This window comes from Kitasatospora sp. NPDC032121 (assembly GCF_055580145.1).
In genome coordinates this window covers 49334-66887 of record NZ_JBVILX010000018.1, presented here as the reverse complement: position 1 = coordinate 66887, position 17554 = coordinate 49334, and the positions used below count along the sequence as shown (strand labels likewise).

The window sequence follows — 17554 nt, the reverse complement described above, 5'->3', positions numbered from 1 at the left end:
CAGGAGCAGGAGCAGAGGCAGGTGCTTCGGGTCGGCCCCGGTGACCGGTCCGGTCGGACGGGCTGGGCCGGGGCGGGGCGGGTCGGGTCGGCCGGTGACGGTCCCGGCGTGCCGGTGGAGTGCGGGTGTGCGGCGGGCGGCGTTTTTCCGCTTTCCCTCGACCTTCGGGCTCTGATAGGACTGCCCCCGGCCAGATCGGGCCCATCTGCCCAGGGGGGATCACGACATGTGGAAGACCAAGCGTCAGTACCGGAGGCGCGTCGCCTCGGTGGTGGCCGCGGCGGTGGCACTCACCGCCGCGGTGACGGCCGCGCCGGCCGGGGCCACGCCCCGGGCCGCCACGACTGAGGCCCCGACCGTCGGGCTGAACCTGATGTTGCGCGCCGATCCGTGGAAGGTCGTCCAGACCCGCCGGGCGCCGAACGGGACCTGGGACGCCGCCAGGGAGGTCCCGCAGTTCTCCAACCTCCGGTACTGGACGACCGTCGTCGACGCCGGACAGCTGCGGCTGTTCGGCCTCAGGTACTCCGGTCCGATGAGCATGCAGTTCGTCCAGTCGACGCAGCAGCCCGACGGCAGCTGGCCCACGCCGACCCCGATGAAGGGCCTGGCGGAACTGCCCGTCTCCAGCGAGTACTTCCAGACGGGCAGGGCCGGCGCGGCGGTGGTGAACGGCCGGGTCCAGCTGGCGGCGATCGACCCCTCGGGCCGGCTCGTCCACACCGTGGAGGGCCCGGACGGGAGCTGGCAGCCCTGGGGGGCGATCAGCGCCCCTCCGGGGCTCGGCTCGGACAAGTTCTTCAGCCTCGCGACGGCCGAGGTGAACGGTGAACTCCACATCGTGGCCACCATGTGGAACGACGGAAGCGTGCTCCACACCATCCGGCACGCGAACGGCACCTGGGACGGCTGGGGCAACGTCATGGGCGCGGCCGGGACCCCCTCTCCGTGGGGTTGGCCGCACGACGTGGTCGCGGCGGGCATCAACGGACAGCTGCAGGTCGCCGTGGTGAACAACAGCCAGATCGCCGTCTACCACACGATCCGCACCTCCGACGGCAACTGGGGCGGTTGGGGCCCCATCGGCCGGCAGATCCTCGACCAGCCCTTCTACGTGTGCGGCGCCGACGGTGCCAACGTGAACAACGAGCTGCACCTGGTGTTCGAGACCTGCACCGACAGCGGCACGCTCTACCACACCATCCGCCACGGAAACGGCAGTTGGGACAAGGCCGGGTACGTCCAGAGCGCCGTCGACCTCTCCCCCTGGCGGCCGGTCGCGGACGGATCGGCCGTCGGCGGCTGACCGCCCCTTGCATGGTCGGCCGGCCCGGGGACCGTCACCCGGGCCGGCCGACCGGCACGTACGCGGACGGCGCTGGCCCCCAGCGCCGTCCGGGCGGGCGCTGGGCGGGGGCTGGGCTATTCGTGACGCAGGGCGTCCGGGCGCATCATCAGGCGGAGGGTTGGGGCAGTCCGAGGGCGATGGCGAGGAGGACCGCGCCTGCGGCAAGGGCGGACATGGTCGGCATGGAGACCCAGTCGGTGTCCAGGGGGACACCGGACGACGGGTCCGGGAGGAGTGCGTCGGCGAGTGAGACCAGGACGGTGGCCGGCAGCTCCCGGCCCGCCCGCCCACACACACAACGCGCCCAACCAGCCCCTGTCCTCGGGCAAGTACCACCGCCGGCGGTCCTCAGCCATCGTCCCGACCTCCATGTGCGAGTACGCTTCGGGGGGCCAAGAACGCAGCACTGACGATTGGCTTGGCCGCGAGAAGAGATGCCGATGCCTCATAGGGGCGTCATGAACCACCTACCAAATCGAACTGAATCAATCGGCGCCCTCTGAGGAGAATCCCTGCAGGTCAGGAAGTATCGGCCCCGCGCTCGCGGGGGTTGCTCTACGTCTCCAGCAATTTCGTGAGCCGGAGCATGATCGGCCCCGCGCTCGCGGGGGTTGCTCCCGTAGTCGCTACGGTTTGACGTGTCGGCAGAGATCGGCCCCGCGCTCGCGGGGGTTGCTCGCGGAAGGCGAACCGCAAGTCGGGATCATCCATATCGGCCCCGCGCTCGCGGGGGTTGCTCCGGAATCGGCATCCAGCTCGGGCCCGCCGAATAATCGGCCCCGCGCTCGCGGGGGTTGCTCCTCGCGCGGCATCATGCCGTGGTTGCTGGCGATATCGGCCCCGCGCTCGCGGGGGTTGCTCCACCGCCGTTGGCCTTTCGCCATTCGCCGCCGGATCGGCCCCGCGCTCGCGGGGGTTGCTCAAGTGGCTGGTGAAGCAGGTCAGCACGGAGAACATCGGCCCCGCGCTCGCGGGGGTTGCTCCTGCCCGCGCAGCCACTCGGCCATCTCGTCTGAATCGGCCCCGCGCTCGCGGGGGTTGCTCCATCCGTGGGTGCTTCACCGCAGGGCCCGGGATATCGGCCCCGCGCTCGCGGGGGTTGCTCCAACGCCAAGAGGGGGACGCCCCTTTGTGAAGGATCGGCCCCGCGCTCGCGGGGGTTGCTCTAGCGCGATGACAAATTGAATACCGGCTATGCCATCGGCCCCGCGCTCGCGGGGGTTGCTCGGGAAAGCAGGCGCCGCCGCCCAGTCGCCCCTTATCGGCCCCGCGCTCGCGGGGGTTGCTCCGGCGTGCCCGTCGCGCTCGACAGCCGGGACCGATCGGCCCCGCGCTCGCGGGAGTTGCTCGCGGCTCATGTCGATGTAGCCGACGACCGTGCTATCGGCCCCGCGCTCGCGGGGGTTGCTCCCACCGGAGCGGGAAGCGGGTCCGGCGGCACGCATCGGCCCCGCGCTCGCGAGGGTTGCTCCAGCCACATCCAGGGTTCCAACGCCGACGTCACATCGGCCCCGCGCTCGCGGGGTTGCTCTCTGTCACTGCAACAACTCCCGTCCTCGGGCCGGTCCTCGGGGGCCGCACGATTCACCCTGGCGACGAACCAGGAATCGCCTCCCGAGAGACCGACCCGAGCAGCGGGACAGGGGCCCCGCTACCGGCGGCCGACGATCGCGTTGGCCGCTGTGTGGCGGGAGGCCGGGTCGTCCGGGCTGCCCGGCGTCGTGGCCACGACCGAGCCGGCCGTGAATTCCCACCCCGGGGTCTTCGTGCTGTCCAGGGGGGTGCGGGCGACGACGTACCCAGATCCGTCCAGGGTGGCGGCGACCTCGCTCAGCACGGCGTTCCCGTCCTGGTGGGAGGCCCGCAGGCTGTTGTACGCCCGGTAGTAGGTCGGCCCGCTGTCTCGCATGGGACCGGCGACCGCCGTGGGGGTCAGGGAGGCGTCCCCGGGCGGGCCGAGGCTCGTGAAGACGATGCTCGCCGTCGGCTTCGTGGGGTCCGCCTTTCCGGCTGCGACGGCCAGGCCGCGTGCGGCGGCCGCGTCGGCGGGGAGGGTGCCCACCGCCGGGTTCGCCGGGATGTAGGAGGCGATGTTGGTGGCGGTGTCCGGGTTGCCGTAGGCGATGACGGCGCCCGGCGCGTGCGGCACTCCCCGTGGATCGTCCACGCTGAGCAGGAGCTGGGGCGGCACGCCAGGGGTGTCGATCTGCTTCTGCAGGGCGTTGAGGCCGTCGAGGTTCGTCTGGGTCACGTTCAGCGGCCGGTACGGGTCGGCGAGCTCCTGGGCCATCTGGGTGCGCAGCTGGGGCAGCCAGGCCCGGTTGGCCTGGTCACGCGTCTCGGCGGGGAGGCCGTCCATGGCCCCGATCCGGCCGGGGTGGTCCTGGAGGAGTTGTTGGCGTGTGCTCTCGGGCAGCGAGTCCCACCACTTCCGGTTGGCGTCGGGTGTCGATGCCGCGCTTCCCATGCTCTGGTCCACGCTCTTGTCGAGCTCGCCGGCGGACTTGTTGGCCTCGGCGACCTTCGCCGGGTCGTAGTCCCCCTCCGCTTTGGCGATGTAGTCGAAGCTGCTCAGGGCCTTGGACAGGCGTTCGTCGACGGCCTGCGCGTCCGTACAGAGCAGGGTGACGGCATCCACGAGTCGGTCGCGGGCGGCCTCCACCTCCTTGCGCCACTCGGGGTCGTTCCGGGAGTGCTTGTCGGGGGGCAGAATCTGCACCACGGGCACGGCGTTCACATCGGCGGCGACGATCTCCAGGCAGTTGCCGGCCGCCTGCGTGATGAGCTCCTTCTGACGTGCCTGCAGGAGGAGGATGCTGTCGACGGCGTCCGTCAGCATTCGGCGCAGGTCCTCGGTCATCTGGTCGACGAGGAAGAGCTGGTTGGTGCGCTCCTGGAGTGCGGTGTCGGTCGCGTTCGAGGCCTGGCCGTGCCAGCTGGAGTCGGCCAGGTTGCGCTGCATCGTCTGCCAGCCGACGATCCGCTCCTTGAACTTGCCTTCGAAGGTGGCCAGGGCCTGCGCGGTCGCCTTGAGCTTGCCGACGTCGGCTTCCTTGATCATCCCCCAGTACTGCGGCCCCATCAGCCCTGTCCCCCCGCCGCGTTCTGTTCCCCTGCCCCGGCCCCGGCCCCACTGACCGTCGAAGCGGCCGTGCCGTCCACGGCCTCGTAGGACCGCGCCATGACGGACAGGTTGCCGGCCGCCTGTTCCAGCCTGGTGGTGGTGATGAAGTAGATGTGCCTGCCCAAGTCGTAGACGGCACTTTTGGCCGGTCCCTCGAACCACCAGGACGACAGGCCCAGATCCGGCGGCGTCTGGCCGAACTCCTGCGACCAGTCCTGGCTGATCCCCTTCGCCACGGCGTATCCGGCCGTCGACGCGTCCCGCAGGTCCTGCGGATTCACCCGGAAACCTGACATTGCCCCAATTCTCTTATCCCCCAGCGGTCACGCAGATCTCGTAACCGAACCGGCGCCCAGCGTAACCGACGAACCCGAACAAGCCCAGCGCTCCCCAACACAGCCATAACGGCGCACGCACCACAACAAGTACCCGCCCGACGGGATGCGGTCGGGTACCGGTAGGGGCGGGCCAGCGGCAGAGGCCGTCGTAACGGCCCCCCGGTGCCGAGACCGGCTCCCCCGGTCTGAACGTCTCGTACCGCCGCGCGGTGAAGCCGGTGGTGGCCGGGGCGGACAGGACCGGCTGGGGCCGGGTCTCAGTTCGGGAGCAGCACGGTCGCGTGGTCGGCGAGCGCGGTGTTGGTCTCGTTCGGATCGAAGGCGGCGGGGTCGAACTGGCCGGCTGACTCAAGGCCGAGCCATTTCGAGGTGTTCCTCGTGTTCTTCGTGGCCGGGGTCGGGGTCGGGGTCGGGGTCGGCAGGAATCTCGGCGAGGTGGTCGTAGCCCCAGATCCCACCGCAGTCCTCGGGCGGGCCGGCGCGACGGCCGGTGAGGCCGATCGCCGACTCCCCAGTAGGACATAGGATCTCCGATTCCCGGGTCGGACGGATCCTGACCGGCATGGACATCCCACCCGGCCGGCACTACGCAGGGCCCGCGCAGCTGATCGTCTATGCGACAGCGGCAGTCCGACCGGGCAGGCGGATGTGGGTGGTGAGGCCGCCGTCGGGGTTGGCTCGCACGGTGAGGGTGGCGTGGTGGGCGGTGGCGATGGCCTGGACGATGGACAGGCCCAGGCCGGCTCCGCCGGCGGGGGTGTTCAGCCGGGGGCGGGGGCCGCGTCGGAAGGGTTCGAGGAGTTCGGCGACGGTCGCGTCGTCCAGTCGCGGTCCGGTGTTGTGGATCCGGAGTCCGTCCTCGTCGACATCGATGTGGACGGTGCCGCCGGGGTGGTTGTGGGTGACGGCGTTGGTGATCAGGTTGCGGGCCAGGTGGGCGAGCAGCACCGGGTCGCCGTGGGTGGTGGCGGGCCGCTGGGTGAGGTGGATGGTGACCTGTGCGGTGTGTGCGGCATCGGCGGCGGCGTCGCTCTCGCGGGTGACGAGTGCGGTCCAGTCGACGCTTTCGCGGGTTTCGGGGCCGTGTCGGCCTTGGGCGAGCAGGAGCAGGGCGTCGATGAGTTTTTCGCTGCGGCGGTTGGCGTCGAGCAGGTCGTCGCGGATCTGGTCGAGTTCGGCCGGTTCGGGATCGTGGAGTGCGACCTGGATCAGGCTGCGTTGGATCGCGAGTGGGGTGCGCAGTTCGTGGGAGGCGTTGGCGATGAAGCGGCTCTGGGCGTCGAAGGAGGTCTGCAGGCGGTCCAGGAGGGCGTTGAAGGTGTCGGCGAGGGCGGTGATCTCGTCGTGGGGGGTGGCGGTCTCCAGGCGCTGGTGGAGGTTGGCCGCGCTGATGCGGCGGACGGTGGTGGTCATCCGGTGTACGGGACGCAGGAGGCGGGCGGCGGTCCACCAGCCGACCAGGGCGGCCAGGACGGCGGCCACGGCCAGCGCCGCGAGGGACCACAGGAGCTGCTGCTGGGCTGCGGCGTCGGTGACCTGCCGGCTGACCGTGGTGGCGATGCTCCCGTCCGCGCTGAACACCGTCGTTCCCGGCGAGGGGTGGCCGGTGGTGGGTTGGGCCGGCGCCATGGCGGCGGGCTGGCCGACCGAGTGCGCGATCCGCGTGGCGAGAGCGTCGGTGCCGTGCCGGGTGAGCAGGTAGACGGCGGTCAGCAGGAGGGCACCGAGGCCGAGGAAGGCGGTCCCGAAGACGATGGCGATGCGGGTGCGGATGGTGCGGTGTCTCAGCACAGTGCGTAGCCGGTGCCGGGGAGGGTGCGGATCGGGTCGGGGGCGCCGAGTTTGCCGCGGAGCCTGCTCATGGTGACGCGGATGGCCCCGGTAAACGGATCCGCGTGCGCGTCCCAGACCCGTTCCAGCAGCTCCTCCGCGCTGACCACTCCCCCGTCGGCCTCCATCAGCACGCGCAGCACCCCGAACTCCTTCGCCGTGAGGGACAGCGTGCGGCCGTCGCGTTCGGCGCGGTGACGGACGGTGTCCAGGGTGATGCCGGCGCGCCGCAGGCGTGGCGGCGTGACGGGGGCGATCCGGCGGCCAGGGCGACCAGGGCAGTCGCGGCGGCCCGAGTCGGCGGCGGCCCCAGTCGGCGGTGTGCCGCGGTGTCGTCGCTGTCAGTCGGCCCTCACTGCGGTACGTCGCACGGGTGGCGCCACCTCCCCGGACGGGAGGTGGCGCCACCCGGCGTCAGCGCGTTGTCACCGGGGCTGTGGTCGTGGATCCGAACGCCGACAACCCCAGGGACCGGAAACGCCCTACTTCTGTAGCGGCTGGGCGGGGGCGCGGTCCTTGCCCGCGGAGGGGTCGGTGTCGCTGAAGGTCCGGTGGCCGTCCTTGTCCGTGGTCGCGTACGTGCCCGCGCCACCGGAGGGCTCGCTGCCGCCGTCCGGGCCCTGTGCGGCGGCGACGCCGCACACCGCGAGCGCGGTGAGTGCCCCGCCACCCAGGACGAGGGTGGTCTTGTGGCGAAGGTTCCAGCTGAGGTTCATGGTCTCTGTCCTTCCGTATACGCCCCTTGTGGCCGTCTGCCGTACCCAGCTCACCAGCCACGGTGTTTCGGCAGCGTCTCCCCGTTCTTTAGGTGATCATTACTCCGGCCGCCTCGGAGTTTCGGTGTCAGTCCCAACGAGCACAATGAAGTACCGCCGCCGGTATCGGAATGCCCTGGCACGGCTGATCCCGCCTCCCGCGAAGGCCGTTCAGCCGCCGTCCACGACACATCCCGTACGGCATGTCATGGGGGGAGCACTCGGATGAACTTCATGGGCTTCATCGTCATCGTCGCCATCGTCGTGATCGTCTTCAGGATCGTCGCCTGGATGCGGCGCCGCGACAACGCGGGCCGGAAGTCGCGCTACACGGGCGGAGGCGGGGACAGCGGCGGAGGCTGGAACGGGAGCGACGGCGGCGGGGGCCACGGCGGCGGCCACTCAGGCTGCGGAAGCAGTTGCGGGAGCAGCTGCGGAGGCGGTTGCGGCGGGGAATGAGCCCCTACGTCAGGTCCTTGCGCAGGAGCGTGCACATGGTCTCGTGCCTGTGGATCGAGCCGTCGGGCGCCTCCTCGTCCCAGGCATCGGGCTTCCGGTCGAAAGCCGTGTACCCGAGCCGCTCGTAGAGCGCGCGGGCCCGCGGGTTGTCGTCCTCCACGCCGAGTTCGGCGCGCCGCAGACCCCGCGCCCGGATGCGGTCCTCCGCGGCCCGGACGAGCAACGAGCCGAGGCCGCAGGACTGGAGGGCCGGGAGCACGGCCAGCTGCCAGAGCGTGCCCGCGCCCGGGGCGACGCAGTAGTCGACGCCACCGATCGCCACGGGCAGGCTGGCCGCGGTGCAGACGGCCAGGTAGTCCACCTCGCCGGCCTCCGCCCGGGCCAACTCCCGGGCGACCTGGCGTAGATGGGCCGCGGACCCGGACCAGGTGCAGTCTGGCAGGTCGGCGGGTGTCAGATCGCGGACGTGAACGGATACGACGATGCCGGCCGCTCCGGTGTGAGGGGAGGTCATGCCTCCATCCCATCAACGCGAGGACGTTTCCGCGACGGGATATTCACCGCGCGAAGCCGCCGACTCAGTCGTGCAGCCTCACGCCGGGCAGCGGGCTGCCGGTGGCGTCGAACAGGGCGGTTCCGCAGTCGCAGTGCTCGTCGGCCAGGTTCTCGGTCGGGGGTAGTTCCCAGACCAGCATCTGCGAGCAGTTCGGACAGTTCAGGCTGACCAGGGCCGCTTCGGGTTCCGAGCCCCAGGGCCGTACCGGCAGGCCCTGGTACAGCAGTCCGGCCGGCTCGCGCTCGCCGGTGGGGGCGACCAGGAGCTCGTAGGTGTCGGTGCCGTTGTCCCACACCGCGAGGGTGAAGCCGAGCTCCGCCAGCACGGCGGCCAGGTGGTCGAGCCGACGGACCGGGAGATCGCCGCGGCGCAGCGTCGGGTCGTTCTCGGCCACGCGGTCGACAGCCACGCAGTCGACGGCCGCGCAGTCGAAGGCCACGCGGTCGAAGGCTTCCGTGTCGACGCCGGTCGGCTCGGCGCCGAAGGCCCGTACCCGGTCGGCCGCGAACGCCGCCAGCCCGCCAGGGTGGTCATCGCCGGTCCAGTCCATCGTGAACATCACGCTGTCGACGCCGACTCCCCGGGCCCGCTCGCCGGGGGTCAGGAACAGTTCTTCCACCTCGTCCGTCACGGCTGTCACGCTATCAACTGCCGGACGTCGAGGCGGCGTACGGTCCCCGCGCGGCCTCCTCAGTGGCGGCTGAGGTAGCTGAGGACGGCGAGGACGCGGCGGTGGCCGCTGTCGGCCGGCGAGAGGCCGAGCTTGGCGAAGATGTGGCCGATGTGCTTGTGGACGGCGTTGTCGGTGATGACGAGGCGGTCGGCGATCGTGGTGTTGTCCTGGCCTTCGGCCATCAGGGCGAGGACTTCGCGTTCGCGAGGTGTGAGGGCGGCGATCGGGTCGTGGGCGGGGCGGGTGAGGAGTTGCCCGATCACCTCGGGGTCCATGACGGTCTCGCCGGCCGCGACCCGCCGCAGTGCGTCGGTGAACTGGCTGACCCGGCCGACCCGGTCCTTGAGGAGGTAGCCGACGCCGCCGCGGCCGTCGGAGATCAGCTCGCCGGCGTACTGCTGCTCAACGTACTGGGAGAGGACGAGTACGGGCAGCCCTGGGTGCAGGCGGCGGGCGCGGATGGCGGCGTGGATGCCCTCGTCGCGGAAGGTCGGTGGGAGCCGGACGTCGACGATGGTGACGTCCGGGCGGTGTTCGGCGACGGCGGCGGCGAAGCCGGGGGCGTCCTCGGTGATCGCGACGACCTCGAAGCCCTTGGCGGTCAGCAGGAGTTCCAGCCCGCTGGACAGCAGGACGTTGTCCTCGGCGATCACGACCCGCATGGCAGGCTCACCGTGATCGTGGTCGGGCCGCCGGCCGGGCTGTGGAGGCGGAAGGTGCCGTCGAATGCCAGGACGCGGTGGCGGATTCCGGCGATGCCGGTGCCCAGCGTCTCGTCGGCGCCGCCGATGCCGTCGTCGGTGACCTCGATCGCCAGCCGGTCGCCGTCGCGTGCGACGCGGACGGTGCTGCGGGTGGCCCGGCTGTGCTTGGCGGCGTTGGTGAGCGCCTCGGCGATCGTGTAGTAGGCGACGGCCTCGACCGCGGCGGGGGCGGCGGCGCCGTGGGCGGCGAGGTCGTCGAGGTCTTCGAGGCCTCCGAGGCCTTCGAGGCCTTCGAGGCCTTCGAGGTCGAGGGTGGTGTCGATCGCCGAGCGGGCGGCCAGCGCGGTCAGTGCCCCGGCGAGGCCGCGGTCCGCGAGGATCGGCGGGTGGATCGTCCGGATCACGGCGCGGAGTTCCGTCATGGCCTCCTCGGCGTTCTCGTGGGCTTCCGCCAGGAGTCCGGCCACCAGTCGGGGGTCGTCGTCCAGCAGTTCGCGGGCCACGCCCAGCCGCATCACGAGGGCCACCAGCCGTGCCTGGGTGCCGTCGTGCAGGTCCCGTTCGATCCGGCGGAGTTCCGCGCCGTGGGCGTTCATGGCCTCAGCCCGGGTCTCGGTCAGCGTCTCCACCCGCTGCGCCAGCCGCTCGGCGGTCGAGGGGGACAGCATGGCCAGGCAGGTCCGGGCGTGCAGGCGTGCCAGCGGGGGGACCAGCCAGTACGTCAGCGCCGCGAAGGCGACGGCTTGCGCCGTGCCCAGGGTCAGCGCCGTCCCCCATCCGGTCAGGGGGACGCCGGCGGCGAACCCGCCCGCGGGGGTGCCCGCGGGCAGGGCCCACCACAAGGGCACCGTGACGGCGGTGGTCACCGCGTTGCCCGCGCACAGCACCACGACGAGCCCGAAGGCCACGCTGGTCACGATGCAGGTGCAGAGCCATCCGAGGACCCGCCACGGACCGACGCGGACGGCGCCGGAACGCGCGGAGCGCAGCAGCCGGTCGGCGCGGCGGCGGTGCCAGGACGCCCAGGCGCGGGCCGCTGCCGGGACGGCGAGTACGGGCAGTGCGAGCACGGCGAGCGCGGCGGTGCACAGGCTACCCAGCAGGTAGCCCAGCCCACGCCACGTCTCCGAGAGCCGACCGGCCCCTTGGTCGTTCATTCGCACAAGTCTGGACCATGGGAACCGGGCCCGGCATTACAGCCCGCCACCCTCTTTTCCGGCCGGTGAGCGGTATCGTCCGCCCGTCTCCCCCGGACCTAGCGTCAACGCCCATGACGAACATGACGAACATGGCGAGCACGACGAACGTGGCGAGCACGACGAGTTCACCGATCCGCGCCCCACGGCGACGCCGCCGACCGGCCCGACGGAACCTGACGCTGGCCGCCGTCGTGGCCCTGGCCTTCTCCGCCGGTACGCCCGAAGCGGTGGCCACGCCCGACGCGACGGCCGCCCGGCCGTGCGACGACCATGACCGGCTGCGGCTCCGGCAACGGCTCCAGCACGACGCCGACGCGATCACCGCGGTCGGCGCCACGGGCGTACAGGCCCGTGTGGCCTCCTCCGACGGACCGACCCTGACCGTCACCAGCGGGGTCGCCGACCTGACGGGACGACAGCCGGTCTCCCCGGACGGGTACTTCCGGATCGCCAGCATCACCAAGACCTTCGTGGCCACCGTGACCCTGCAGCTCGTCGGCGAGAACAGGCTCTCCCTGGACGACCCGATCGAACGCCGGCTGCCCGGCGTGGTGTCCGGGAACGGCAACGACGGTCGCGTGATCACCGTCCGCCAACTGCTCCAGCACACCAGCGGCATCCACGACGACTATCCGGACTACACCTCGGCGGAGGACTTCCGGAAGCACCGGAACGACTCGTACACGCCCGAGCAGATCGTCGCCCGGGCGATGAGTCACAGTCCGGACTTCCAGCCCGACACCGGCTGGAACTACAGCAACACCGGTTACGTCCTGCTCGGGATGGCCATCGAGAAGGTCACCGGGCGCCCCTGGTACGAGGAGGTCGGGGAGCGGATCGTCCGGCCGCTCGGCCTCGACCACACCTTCCGGCCCGGTACGTCACCCACCCTGCCCCAGCCGCACGCCGAGACGTACCAGAGGTTCCGGGCCGGTGAGCCGCTCGTGGACGTCACCGAGCAGGTCGGCTCGGGTACCAACGGGGAGGCCGGGCTCGTCTCCACCACCGCCGATCTCAACCGGTTCTTCGGCGCCCTGCTCGGCGGCCGGCTCCTGGCGCCTGCGCAGCTGGCGCAGATGAAGCAGACCGTCGCGGTCAGCCCGGCGTTCGAGCGGTTCATGCCGTGTGCGCGCGCCGGACTGGGGCTCTTCTCGCGCCGACTGCCCGGTGGCGGGGAGTACTGGGGCCACGAGGGCGGCGACGCCGGCTGGATCAGCTCCGTCGGTGTCACCGCCGACGGCCGGCGCAGCGTCGCGCTCTCGCTGTCGGGCGTCCAGGCCGACAGCGAGAAGGACGTCGTCCGGGTGGCCCGGGCCGAGAGCAGGCTGGTCGATGACGCCCTGCGCGCGCCGGTGGAGACCGGCCCTCGGGGGCGCTGAGGCCCCGCCCCGGCCCCGGCCGGCGCCGCGGCCGGCGCCACGGGCGCGACCACCGCCACCACTCGGCCGACCGGTCGAACTGACGCATGATTGTCAGGTTCTCGACATGGGAAGGGTGCAGGCCACAGACCGCTTCCCGGGAGGACACCCGTGCACCGCACCACCACCAGGACCGCCGGCAGGACCGCTGCCAGGACCACCACCGCCCTGCTCGCCGCCGTACTCGCCGGGACGGCCCTCGGGGCCGCACCCGCCTGGGGCCGTCCGGCGGACGGGCCACAGCCGGTCCACCAGGTGGAGCCACGCCCGGTCCACCAGGTGGAGGTGTTCGCCGAGGACGGCGGCATCTCCCGCGCCCAGGCCCCGACCGGCTCCCCCTACCTCGCCGACCGCCCCCAGGGCGTCGCACCCGTCCGCGGCGACGGCGAGGTGACGGCACTGGTCCACAACGGGGAGCCGGCCGCCAAACTGGACGTCGTGGTGGTCGGCGACGGCTACACCGCGCAGGAGCAGGAGAAGTTCCGCGCGGACGCGACCGCCAAGTGGCGCGAGCTGACCGCCGTCGAACCGTACGCGGCCTACCGCGGGCTGTTCAACGTCTGGGCGGTGTCGGCCGTCTCACCCGAGTCCGGGGTCACCGGCGATCCCGACCAGGCGACGGTGCGGCACACCGCGCTGGGCTCGTACTTCTGGTGCGACGGCGTGGAGCGACTGCTCTGCGTGGACGAGAAGGCCGTCGAGTCGTACGCGGCCAGGGCCCCGCAGGCGGACCTGGTGCTCGTGGTGGCCAACACCACGAAGTACGGCGGCGCCGGCTACAACGACGTCAAGTCCCCGGTCGGCTACGAGGGGATCGCCACCGTGGCGGGCGGCAACGCCAGGTCCGGGCAGATCGCGGTGCACGAGATCGGGCACTCGCTGGGCAAGCTGGCCGACGAGTACGCGTACGAGGGCCAGGGGACGTACCAGGGCGACGAGCCCGCCGAGGCCAACATCAGCACGCTGACCGCCGAGCGGATGCGACAGCAGGGCGCCAAGTGGGCGCGCTGGCTGGGCCAGGCCTCGCCGGACGGCGGCACGGTCGGCACCTACGAGGGCGGCGGCTACTACCCCACCGGCCTCTACCGGCCGACCGAGAACTCGATCATGCGCTCGCTCGGACGGGAGTTCAACCTGCCCGGGCGCGAGGCGATGATCGCGGGCTTCTACCGCCACGCCACCCCGCTCACCAGCCCCACCCCCGCCGGCAGCCGGCTCACCGCCGCCGACCGCCTCACCGTCGACCTCCCGGTGCCCGGCACCCGGCTGCGCTGGTACCTGGACGGGCGGGAGCTGCCCCGGCTCGCCGACCGCACCTCGCTGGACCTGGCCGAGCTCAAGCTGACCGGGCCGCGCTCCCGGCCGCACGCCCTCACCGCCGTCGCCACCGACCCGACCCCGGCCGTCGCGGACCCGGCACTGCGCGCGAAGCTGACCGCGAGCCTGTCCTGGCTGGTGGCGCGCTAGGCACCGTCGCAGCACCGGGCGTGCCGCGCACCAGCGGCGACGGCCGCGGTCGGCCGGCGCCCGACCGGCCCCCCGCCCCGACGGTGTCGGCGGCGGGGCTCCGGCCGAACTTCCACGGAATCCACATGACTTGACGGATTCGTGGGGCAGCCGTGACGGAGCCGTGCTAGAACCTTCGGCGGGCCGCAACTCCGGTTGCCCGCCCGCCCGGTACCGCATGTCCCGATGTTCCCGCGCCGCACCTCGTGTCCGGCCACGACCCTGGGAGAACCATGCCCACCGCACACGCCCGCCCCGTCCGCCTGTTACTCGCCGCACTGGCCGCCCTCGCCCTGCTGCTCACGGGCGGTGCGGTCACCGCGCCCTCCGCGAACGCCTCCACCACCGGCCTCGACGGCTCCTGGGCCTGCGACGTCCCCGCCGGGTACGTCTACGACCAGGTGTCGATGAACCGCAGCTGTAGCGGCGGCGGCAGCTGGAACTCGCCGCAGTTCCACCTGCGGACCCCGTACGACGGCCTGACGGCCTGCAAGAGTGCGCCCGGCTTCGTCTACGACGCCGTCACCTGGGGCAGCGCCTGCAGCCAGATATCGGGCGTGCAGTCCAACCAGTTCCACCTGCGCAAGCCGGTCGACGGCATGGTCGCCTGCGTGGGCACTCCGGAGTTCACCTACGACTACCTCGTCTGGGGCACCACCTGCAACATGACCACGGGCGGCGGCCAGTCCAACGCCTTCCACCTCCGCAAGCCGTACAGCGGACTCTGGGCCTGTGACGTCCCCAGCGGCTTCACCTACAGCACGACCACCCAGAACTACGACTGCAGCACCTACCGGGGCGCCACCTCCACGAAGTTCCTCCTGCTCGGCTGACTGCTGCACCGACTGCTCCACTGACTGCTCGGCTGAGCGGTCCCGCACCGAAGGACGGGAGCAGGAAGTCGGCCTGGCCGACTTCCTGCTCCCGTCGCCGTTTCAAGGCATGTGTCACGGACGGTGACGGATGTCCGGTCTCTCCTCCGGCTCCTTCGGAGAACCGTTACGGCAGCGGGATGCGCACCACCTGCGGGTCGTGGTCGCTGAGCTGGGTGCTGAACTCGCTGTTGATGTGCACGATGTCGTAGCTGTACGAGGTGGCCGCGAGCGCGCCGGAGATCAGGATGTGGTCCAGCACCTGCGAGTTGCCCTCGTACACGTAGGTGTAGCGCTCGGGCAGCGGCAGGGTGCGCGGCAGGTCGGTGAGCGAGCCGCCGGCGGTGAGGATGTCGGCGGTCTGGGAGAACTCGAAGTCGTTGAGGTCGCCGAGCACGACGACCGAGGCCTTCGGGTCCACCGCCAGGATCTGGTCGGTGAAGTTCTTCACCACGGTCGCCTGGTCGTGGCGCTGGCTCTCCGAGGGGTGGGCCGGCTGCTGGTAACGGCCGAACAGGGGCTGGTCGCCGCCCTTGGAGTTGAAGTGGTTGGCGATCACGAAGACCGGCTTGCCGTTCCAGCGGAACTCGCCCGCCAGCGGCTTGCGGCTGGAGTTGAACGCCGCGTTGGTCGGGTCGATCCGGCCGGGCGAGTAGGCCAGCTGCGGCGTGCCGCCCGCGTTCACGACGGAGTCGGAGGTGGTGGAACCGGCGCCGGGGCGGTCGGTGAAGGAGAGGCCGCGGTCGGTGCGGAACAGGAACACCTGACGGATGTTGCCGCCGGGCTGCCCACCGTCCTGGCCGTCCACCGGGTCGATCTCGCGGTAGGAGTAGGAGGGGCCGCCGGCCGCGGTGATGGCCGCGGTGAGCTTGGCCAGGGTCTGGGTCGCGCTCACCGTGCCGTCGCTGGTGGCACCGCTGTTGTCCTGGATCTCCTCCAGCGCGACCAGGTCGGGCGAGCGCAGGTTGGTGACGATGCCCGCCGCGAGGCCGTCGAACTTGCTCTGCGGGTCGGACGGGGCGAGGTTCTCCACGTTGAAGGTGGCCACGGCGAGCTGGCCGGCCGTCGGCGCGGCGGTGGTCTCCGGGGCGCTGCCGCCGGGGGTGACCGCCGGGGTCGCGGTGACCTGGAGGGTGAAGTTGCCGAAGGCGTAGTCGAGGACGCCGACGGTGGCGCCGCTCAGGGTGTCGCCGACGTTGGCGGTCGGGGTCGGCGCGAGCGCCTTCCCGAGGACGACCCGCTCCGGGTTGCCGTCGTTCGCCTGCAGCAGGATGCCGCCCCGGTTGGTGCGGGTGCCGCTGCCCTGCGGGACGACGGGGACCTCGCCGTAGGCGTTGGTCGGGCCGACCACGGCCGCGTTGTCGATCTCGACCCGCATGCCCTCCAGGGACTCCCAGAAGTCCAGGCCGTCGGTGGCGGGCTGGAAGTTCCCGGCGGTCTCGACGTCGCCGGAGGTGACGCTGGAGATGACTGAGGACGGGGGTATCCGCCCGCCCTGGCCGACCAGGGTGGCGGCGGGCAGCGGCGCGTTGTGGGCGACCACGCTGACGCTGGGCGCGGTCAGTTCGGTGATCGACAGGTTGTTGGTGCCGCCGGTGCCGCCCGGTCGGTACTGGCTGACGGTGGCACTGACCGTGACCGAGTCCCCGACCGCGACCGAGGGCGCGCCGGCGGTGTAGACGTAGATGCCCTCGCTGGTGGCGGGGTCGTTGTCGGGCTGCGGGTCCTGGTACCAGAAGCCGTTGGGGCCCACGGCCGTCACCACGCCGGGCACCGCGCTGACGGCGCTGCCGGCCAGCGGGGAGACGCGGGCGGCGCCCTGGATGTCGTGGATCCGGGTGCCGCCCGGGGTGCCGCCCCCGCCGTTGGAGGAGGAGTTGCGCGGCACGGGCGCACCGATCGCGAAGTCCGTCGCGTTGTTGTCGGTGTCGGTGGCGCCGCCGCCCGCGCGCAGGGCGGCGGTACTGTTCGACAGGTTGCCGGTCGGCGAGCCCTCGGCGGAGCCGGCGCTGGTGCCGTAGCCGACGAAGTCCCTCACCCCGGACTGGCTCGCGCAGCCCGTGGAGCAGGTCAGCGCGGTGCCGTTGGTGACGAGGGCGACCTTGCCGGAGGTCGCGGACATGGCGAGCGTCCCGGTGGCGTCCGCCGTCGGCAGGGCGGCGCCCGTACCGGCGCCGGCGGCCTCCTGGACGAGGAAGTAGTGGCCCGGCGCGATCGTGCCGGAGAGGGTGGTCTTCGACCAGCCGGAGCCGGTGGCCGAGGCGTACTGCACCGTCCAGCCGGTGACGGACACCGGCGTGGTGCCGCGGTTGTACAGCTCGACGAAGTCGTTGGTGTACGGGGCGCCGGAGTTGCCGCCACCGCCGTACACCTGGCTGATCACGATGTCGGACGACACCGCCTGCGCGACGCCGCCGGGCAGCGCCACCAGTGCCGCCACCACGGCCGCGGCGGAGGCCGCCGCCAGCGTCCGGCGCCGGACTCGTGGTGCTCTCGGGCTGATCCGGGGGTTCGGGGTGCTCCCCATGAGGCTTCCTCCTGACCACCGTCCGGACTCGCGACCCGGCGGTGTGTGAGCACGGACAAGAAAGGTCGGGCGCTGCGGTTGTAGCAGCGCCACCAGATCCCTACCGTCTGCACCGGGCAACGGCCAGGCATACGCCGGAAGAACGTTTCTACGCGCGACAAGTGGGAGGAGGTGCTCCGGATGGTGTGGATCAACTGCCGTGCCCCGCAGGGCCGCTGACCCGCCCGACGGGAACAGCACAGGAC

Annotated in this window: 16 protein-coding genes, 1 pseudogene and 1 CRISPR repeat array; of the genes and pseudogenes, 5 read left to right on the top strand and 12 right to left on the bottom strand. The window is 71.8% G+C overall.

Annotation, left to right across the window (positions count from 1 at the left end; all coding sequences use genetic code 11):
* Positions 1 to 226: 226 nt before the first annotated feature.
* A complete protein-coding gene (locus ACZ5OX_RS32090) occupies positions 227 to 1306 on the top strand; it encodes a PLL family lectin (protein ID WP_465634877.1) in 1080 nt (359 codons plus the stop codon).
* Positions 1307 to 1454: 148 nt separating this feature from the next.
* Here the strand turns inward: ACZ5OX_RS32090 and ACZ5OX_RS32085 are convergent, their stop codons facing one another.
* The 7 genes and pseudogenes from ACZ5OX_RS32085 to ACZ5OX_RS32055 form a co-directional block, all read right to left on the bottom strand.
* Positions 1455 to 1643, bottom strand: coding sequence for a hypothetical protein (locus tag ACZ5OX_RS32085; protein ID WP_465634876.1), 189 nt, complete (start codon positions 1641 to 1643; stop codon positions 1455 to 1457).
* A 233-nt stretch (positions 1644 to 1876) separates the two neighbouring features.
* Positions 1877 to 2819: a CRISPR direct-repeat array (repeat unit 28 nt; unit sequence ATCGGCCCCGCGCTCGCGGGGGTTGCTC).
* A 180-nt stretch (positions 2820 to 2999) separates the two neighbouring features.
* Positions 3000 to 4430 (bottom strand): hypothetical protein, encoded by a 1431-nt coding sequence (locus ACZ5OX_RS32080; protein WP_465634874.1) that lies wholly within the window; start codon positions 4428 to 4430, stop codon positions 3000 to 3002.
* Positions 4430 to 4768: a hypothetical protein gene (locus ACZ5OX_RS32075; protein ID WP_465634872.1), complete on the bottom strand. Its 339-nt coding sequence runs from the start codon at positions 4766 to 4768 to the stop codon at positions 4430 to 4432. The genes ACZ5OX_RS32080 and ACZ5OX_RS32075 overlap by 1 nt, the downstream gene beginning before the upstream one ends.
* 390 nt (positions 4769 to 5158) lie before the next feature.
* Positions 5159 to 5374 (bottom strand): IS1096 element passenger TnpR family protein, encoded by a 216-nt coding sequence (locus tag ACZ5OX_RS32070; protein WP_465634870.1) that lies wholly within the window; start codon positions 5372 to 5374, stop codon positions 5159 to 5161.
* A 48-nt stretch (positions 5375 to 5422) separates the two neighbouring features.
* Positions 5423 to 6601 (bottom strand): sensor histidine kinase, encoded by a 1179-nt coding sequence (locus ACZ5OX_RS32065; protein ID WP_465634869.1) that lies wholly within the window; start codon positions 6599 to 6601, stop codon positions 5423 to 5425.
* Positions 6595 to 6903: pseudogene (locus ACZ5OX_RS32060) on the bottom strand (winged helix-turn-helix domain-containing protein); the annotation flags it as partial. The pseudogene ACZ5OX_RS32060 and the gene ACZ5OX_RS32065, both read right to left, overlap by 7 nt.
* Before the next feature lie 219 nt (positions 6904 to 7122).
* Positions 7123 to 7356, bottom strand: coding sequence for a hypothetical protein (locus ACZ5OX_RS32055; RefSeq protein ID WP_465634867.1), 234 nt, complete (start codon positions 7354 to 7356; stop codon positions 7123 to 7125).
* Between the two features lie 264 nt (positions 7357 to 7620).
* On the opposite strand from ACZ5OX_RS32055, the gene ACZ5OX_RS32050 reads away from it, so the two are divergent.
* Positions 7621 to 7854: a hypothetical protein gene (locus tag ACZ5OX_RS32050; RefSeq protein ID WP_465634866.1), complete on the top strand. Its 234-nt coding sequence runs from the start codon at positions 7621 to 7623 to the stop codon at positions 7852 to 7854.
* A 4-nt stretch (positions 7855 to 7858) separates the two neighbouring features.
* Here ACZ5OX_RS32050 and ACZ5OX_RS32045 read toward each other — a convergent pair whose 3' ends face one another.
* The 4 genes from ACZ5OX_RS32045 to ACZ5OX_RS32030 all read right to left on the bottom strand — a co-directional run bounded on the left by ACZ5OX_RS32045 (position 7859) and on the right by ACZ5OX_RS32030 (position 10944).
* On the bottom strand, positions 7859 to 8368 hold the full coding sequence (locus tag ACZ5OX_RS32045) for a GNAT family N-acetyltransferase (RefSeq protein ID WP_465634865.1): 510 nt from the start codon (positions 8366 to 8368) through the stop codon (positions 7859 to 7861).
* A 64-nt stretch (positions 8369 to 8432) separates the two neighbouring features.
* Positions 8433 to 9041 (bottom strand): hypothetical protein, encoded by a 609-nt coding sequence (locus ACZ5OX_RS32040; RefSeq protein WP_465634864.1) that lies wholly within the window; start codon positions 9039 to 9041, stop codon positions 8433 to 8435.
* Positions 9042 to 9100: 59 nt separating this feature from the next.
* The gene (locus tag ACZ5OX_RS32035) at positions 9101 to 9745 is read right to left on the bottom strand and encodes a LuxR C-terminal-related transcriptional regulator (protein ID WP_449810123.1); all 645 of its coding nucleotides are present in this window, start codon (positions 9743 to 9745) and stop codon (positions 9101 to 9103) included.
* A complete protein-coding gene (locus tag ACZ5OX_RS32030) occupies positions 9733 to 10944 on the bottom strand; it encodes a sensor histidine kinase (RefSeq protein ID WP_465634862.1) in 1212 nt (403 codons plus the stop codon). The genes ACZ5OX_RS32035 and ACZ5OX_RS32030 overlap by 13 nt, the downstream gene beginning before the upstream one ends.
* Positions 10945 to 11057: 113 nt before the next feature.
* Between ACZ5OX_RS32030 and ACZ5OX_RS32025 the strand changes: the two genes are divergently transcribed.
* From ACZ5OX_RS32025 to ACZ5OX_RS32015, 3 genes are all read left to right on the top strand, one after another.
* Positions 11058 to 12365 (top strand): serine hydrolase domain-containing protein, encoded by a 1308-nt coding sequence (locus tag ACZ5OX_RS32025; RefSeq protein WP_465634860.1) that lies wholly within the window; start codon positions 11058 to 11060, stop codon positions 12363 to 12365.
* Between the two features lie 150 nt (positions 12366 to 12515).
* On the top strand, positions 12516 to 13871 hold the full coding sequence (locus ACZ5OX_RS32020) for a M64 family metallopeptidase (protein ID WP_465634858.1): 1356 nt from the start codon (positions 12516 to 12518) through the stop codon (positions 13869 to 13871).
* A gap of 272 nt (positions 13872 to 14143) precedes the next feature.
* Positions 14144 to 14743 carry a hypothetical protein gene (locus ACZ5OX_RS32015; protein WP_449810119.1) on the top strand — a complete coding sequence of 200 codons (600 nt, stop codon included), beginning with the start codon at positions 14144 to 14146 and terminating at the stop codon, positions 14741 to 14743.
* A 166-nt stretch (positions 14744 to 14909) separates the two neighbouring features.
* On the opposite strand, the gene ACZ5OX_RS32010 is transcribed toward ACZ5OX_RS32015, so the two are convergent.
* Positions 14910 to 17309, bottom strand: a complete 2400-nt coding sequence (locus tag ACZ5OX_RS32010; RefSeq protein WP_465634856.1) for a lamin tail domain-containing protein — start codon at positions 17307 to 17309, stop codon at positions 14910 to 14912.
* Positions 17310 to 17554 lie beyond the last annotated feature (245 nt).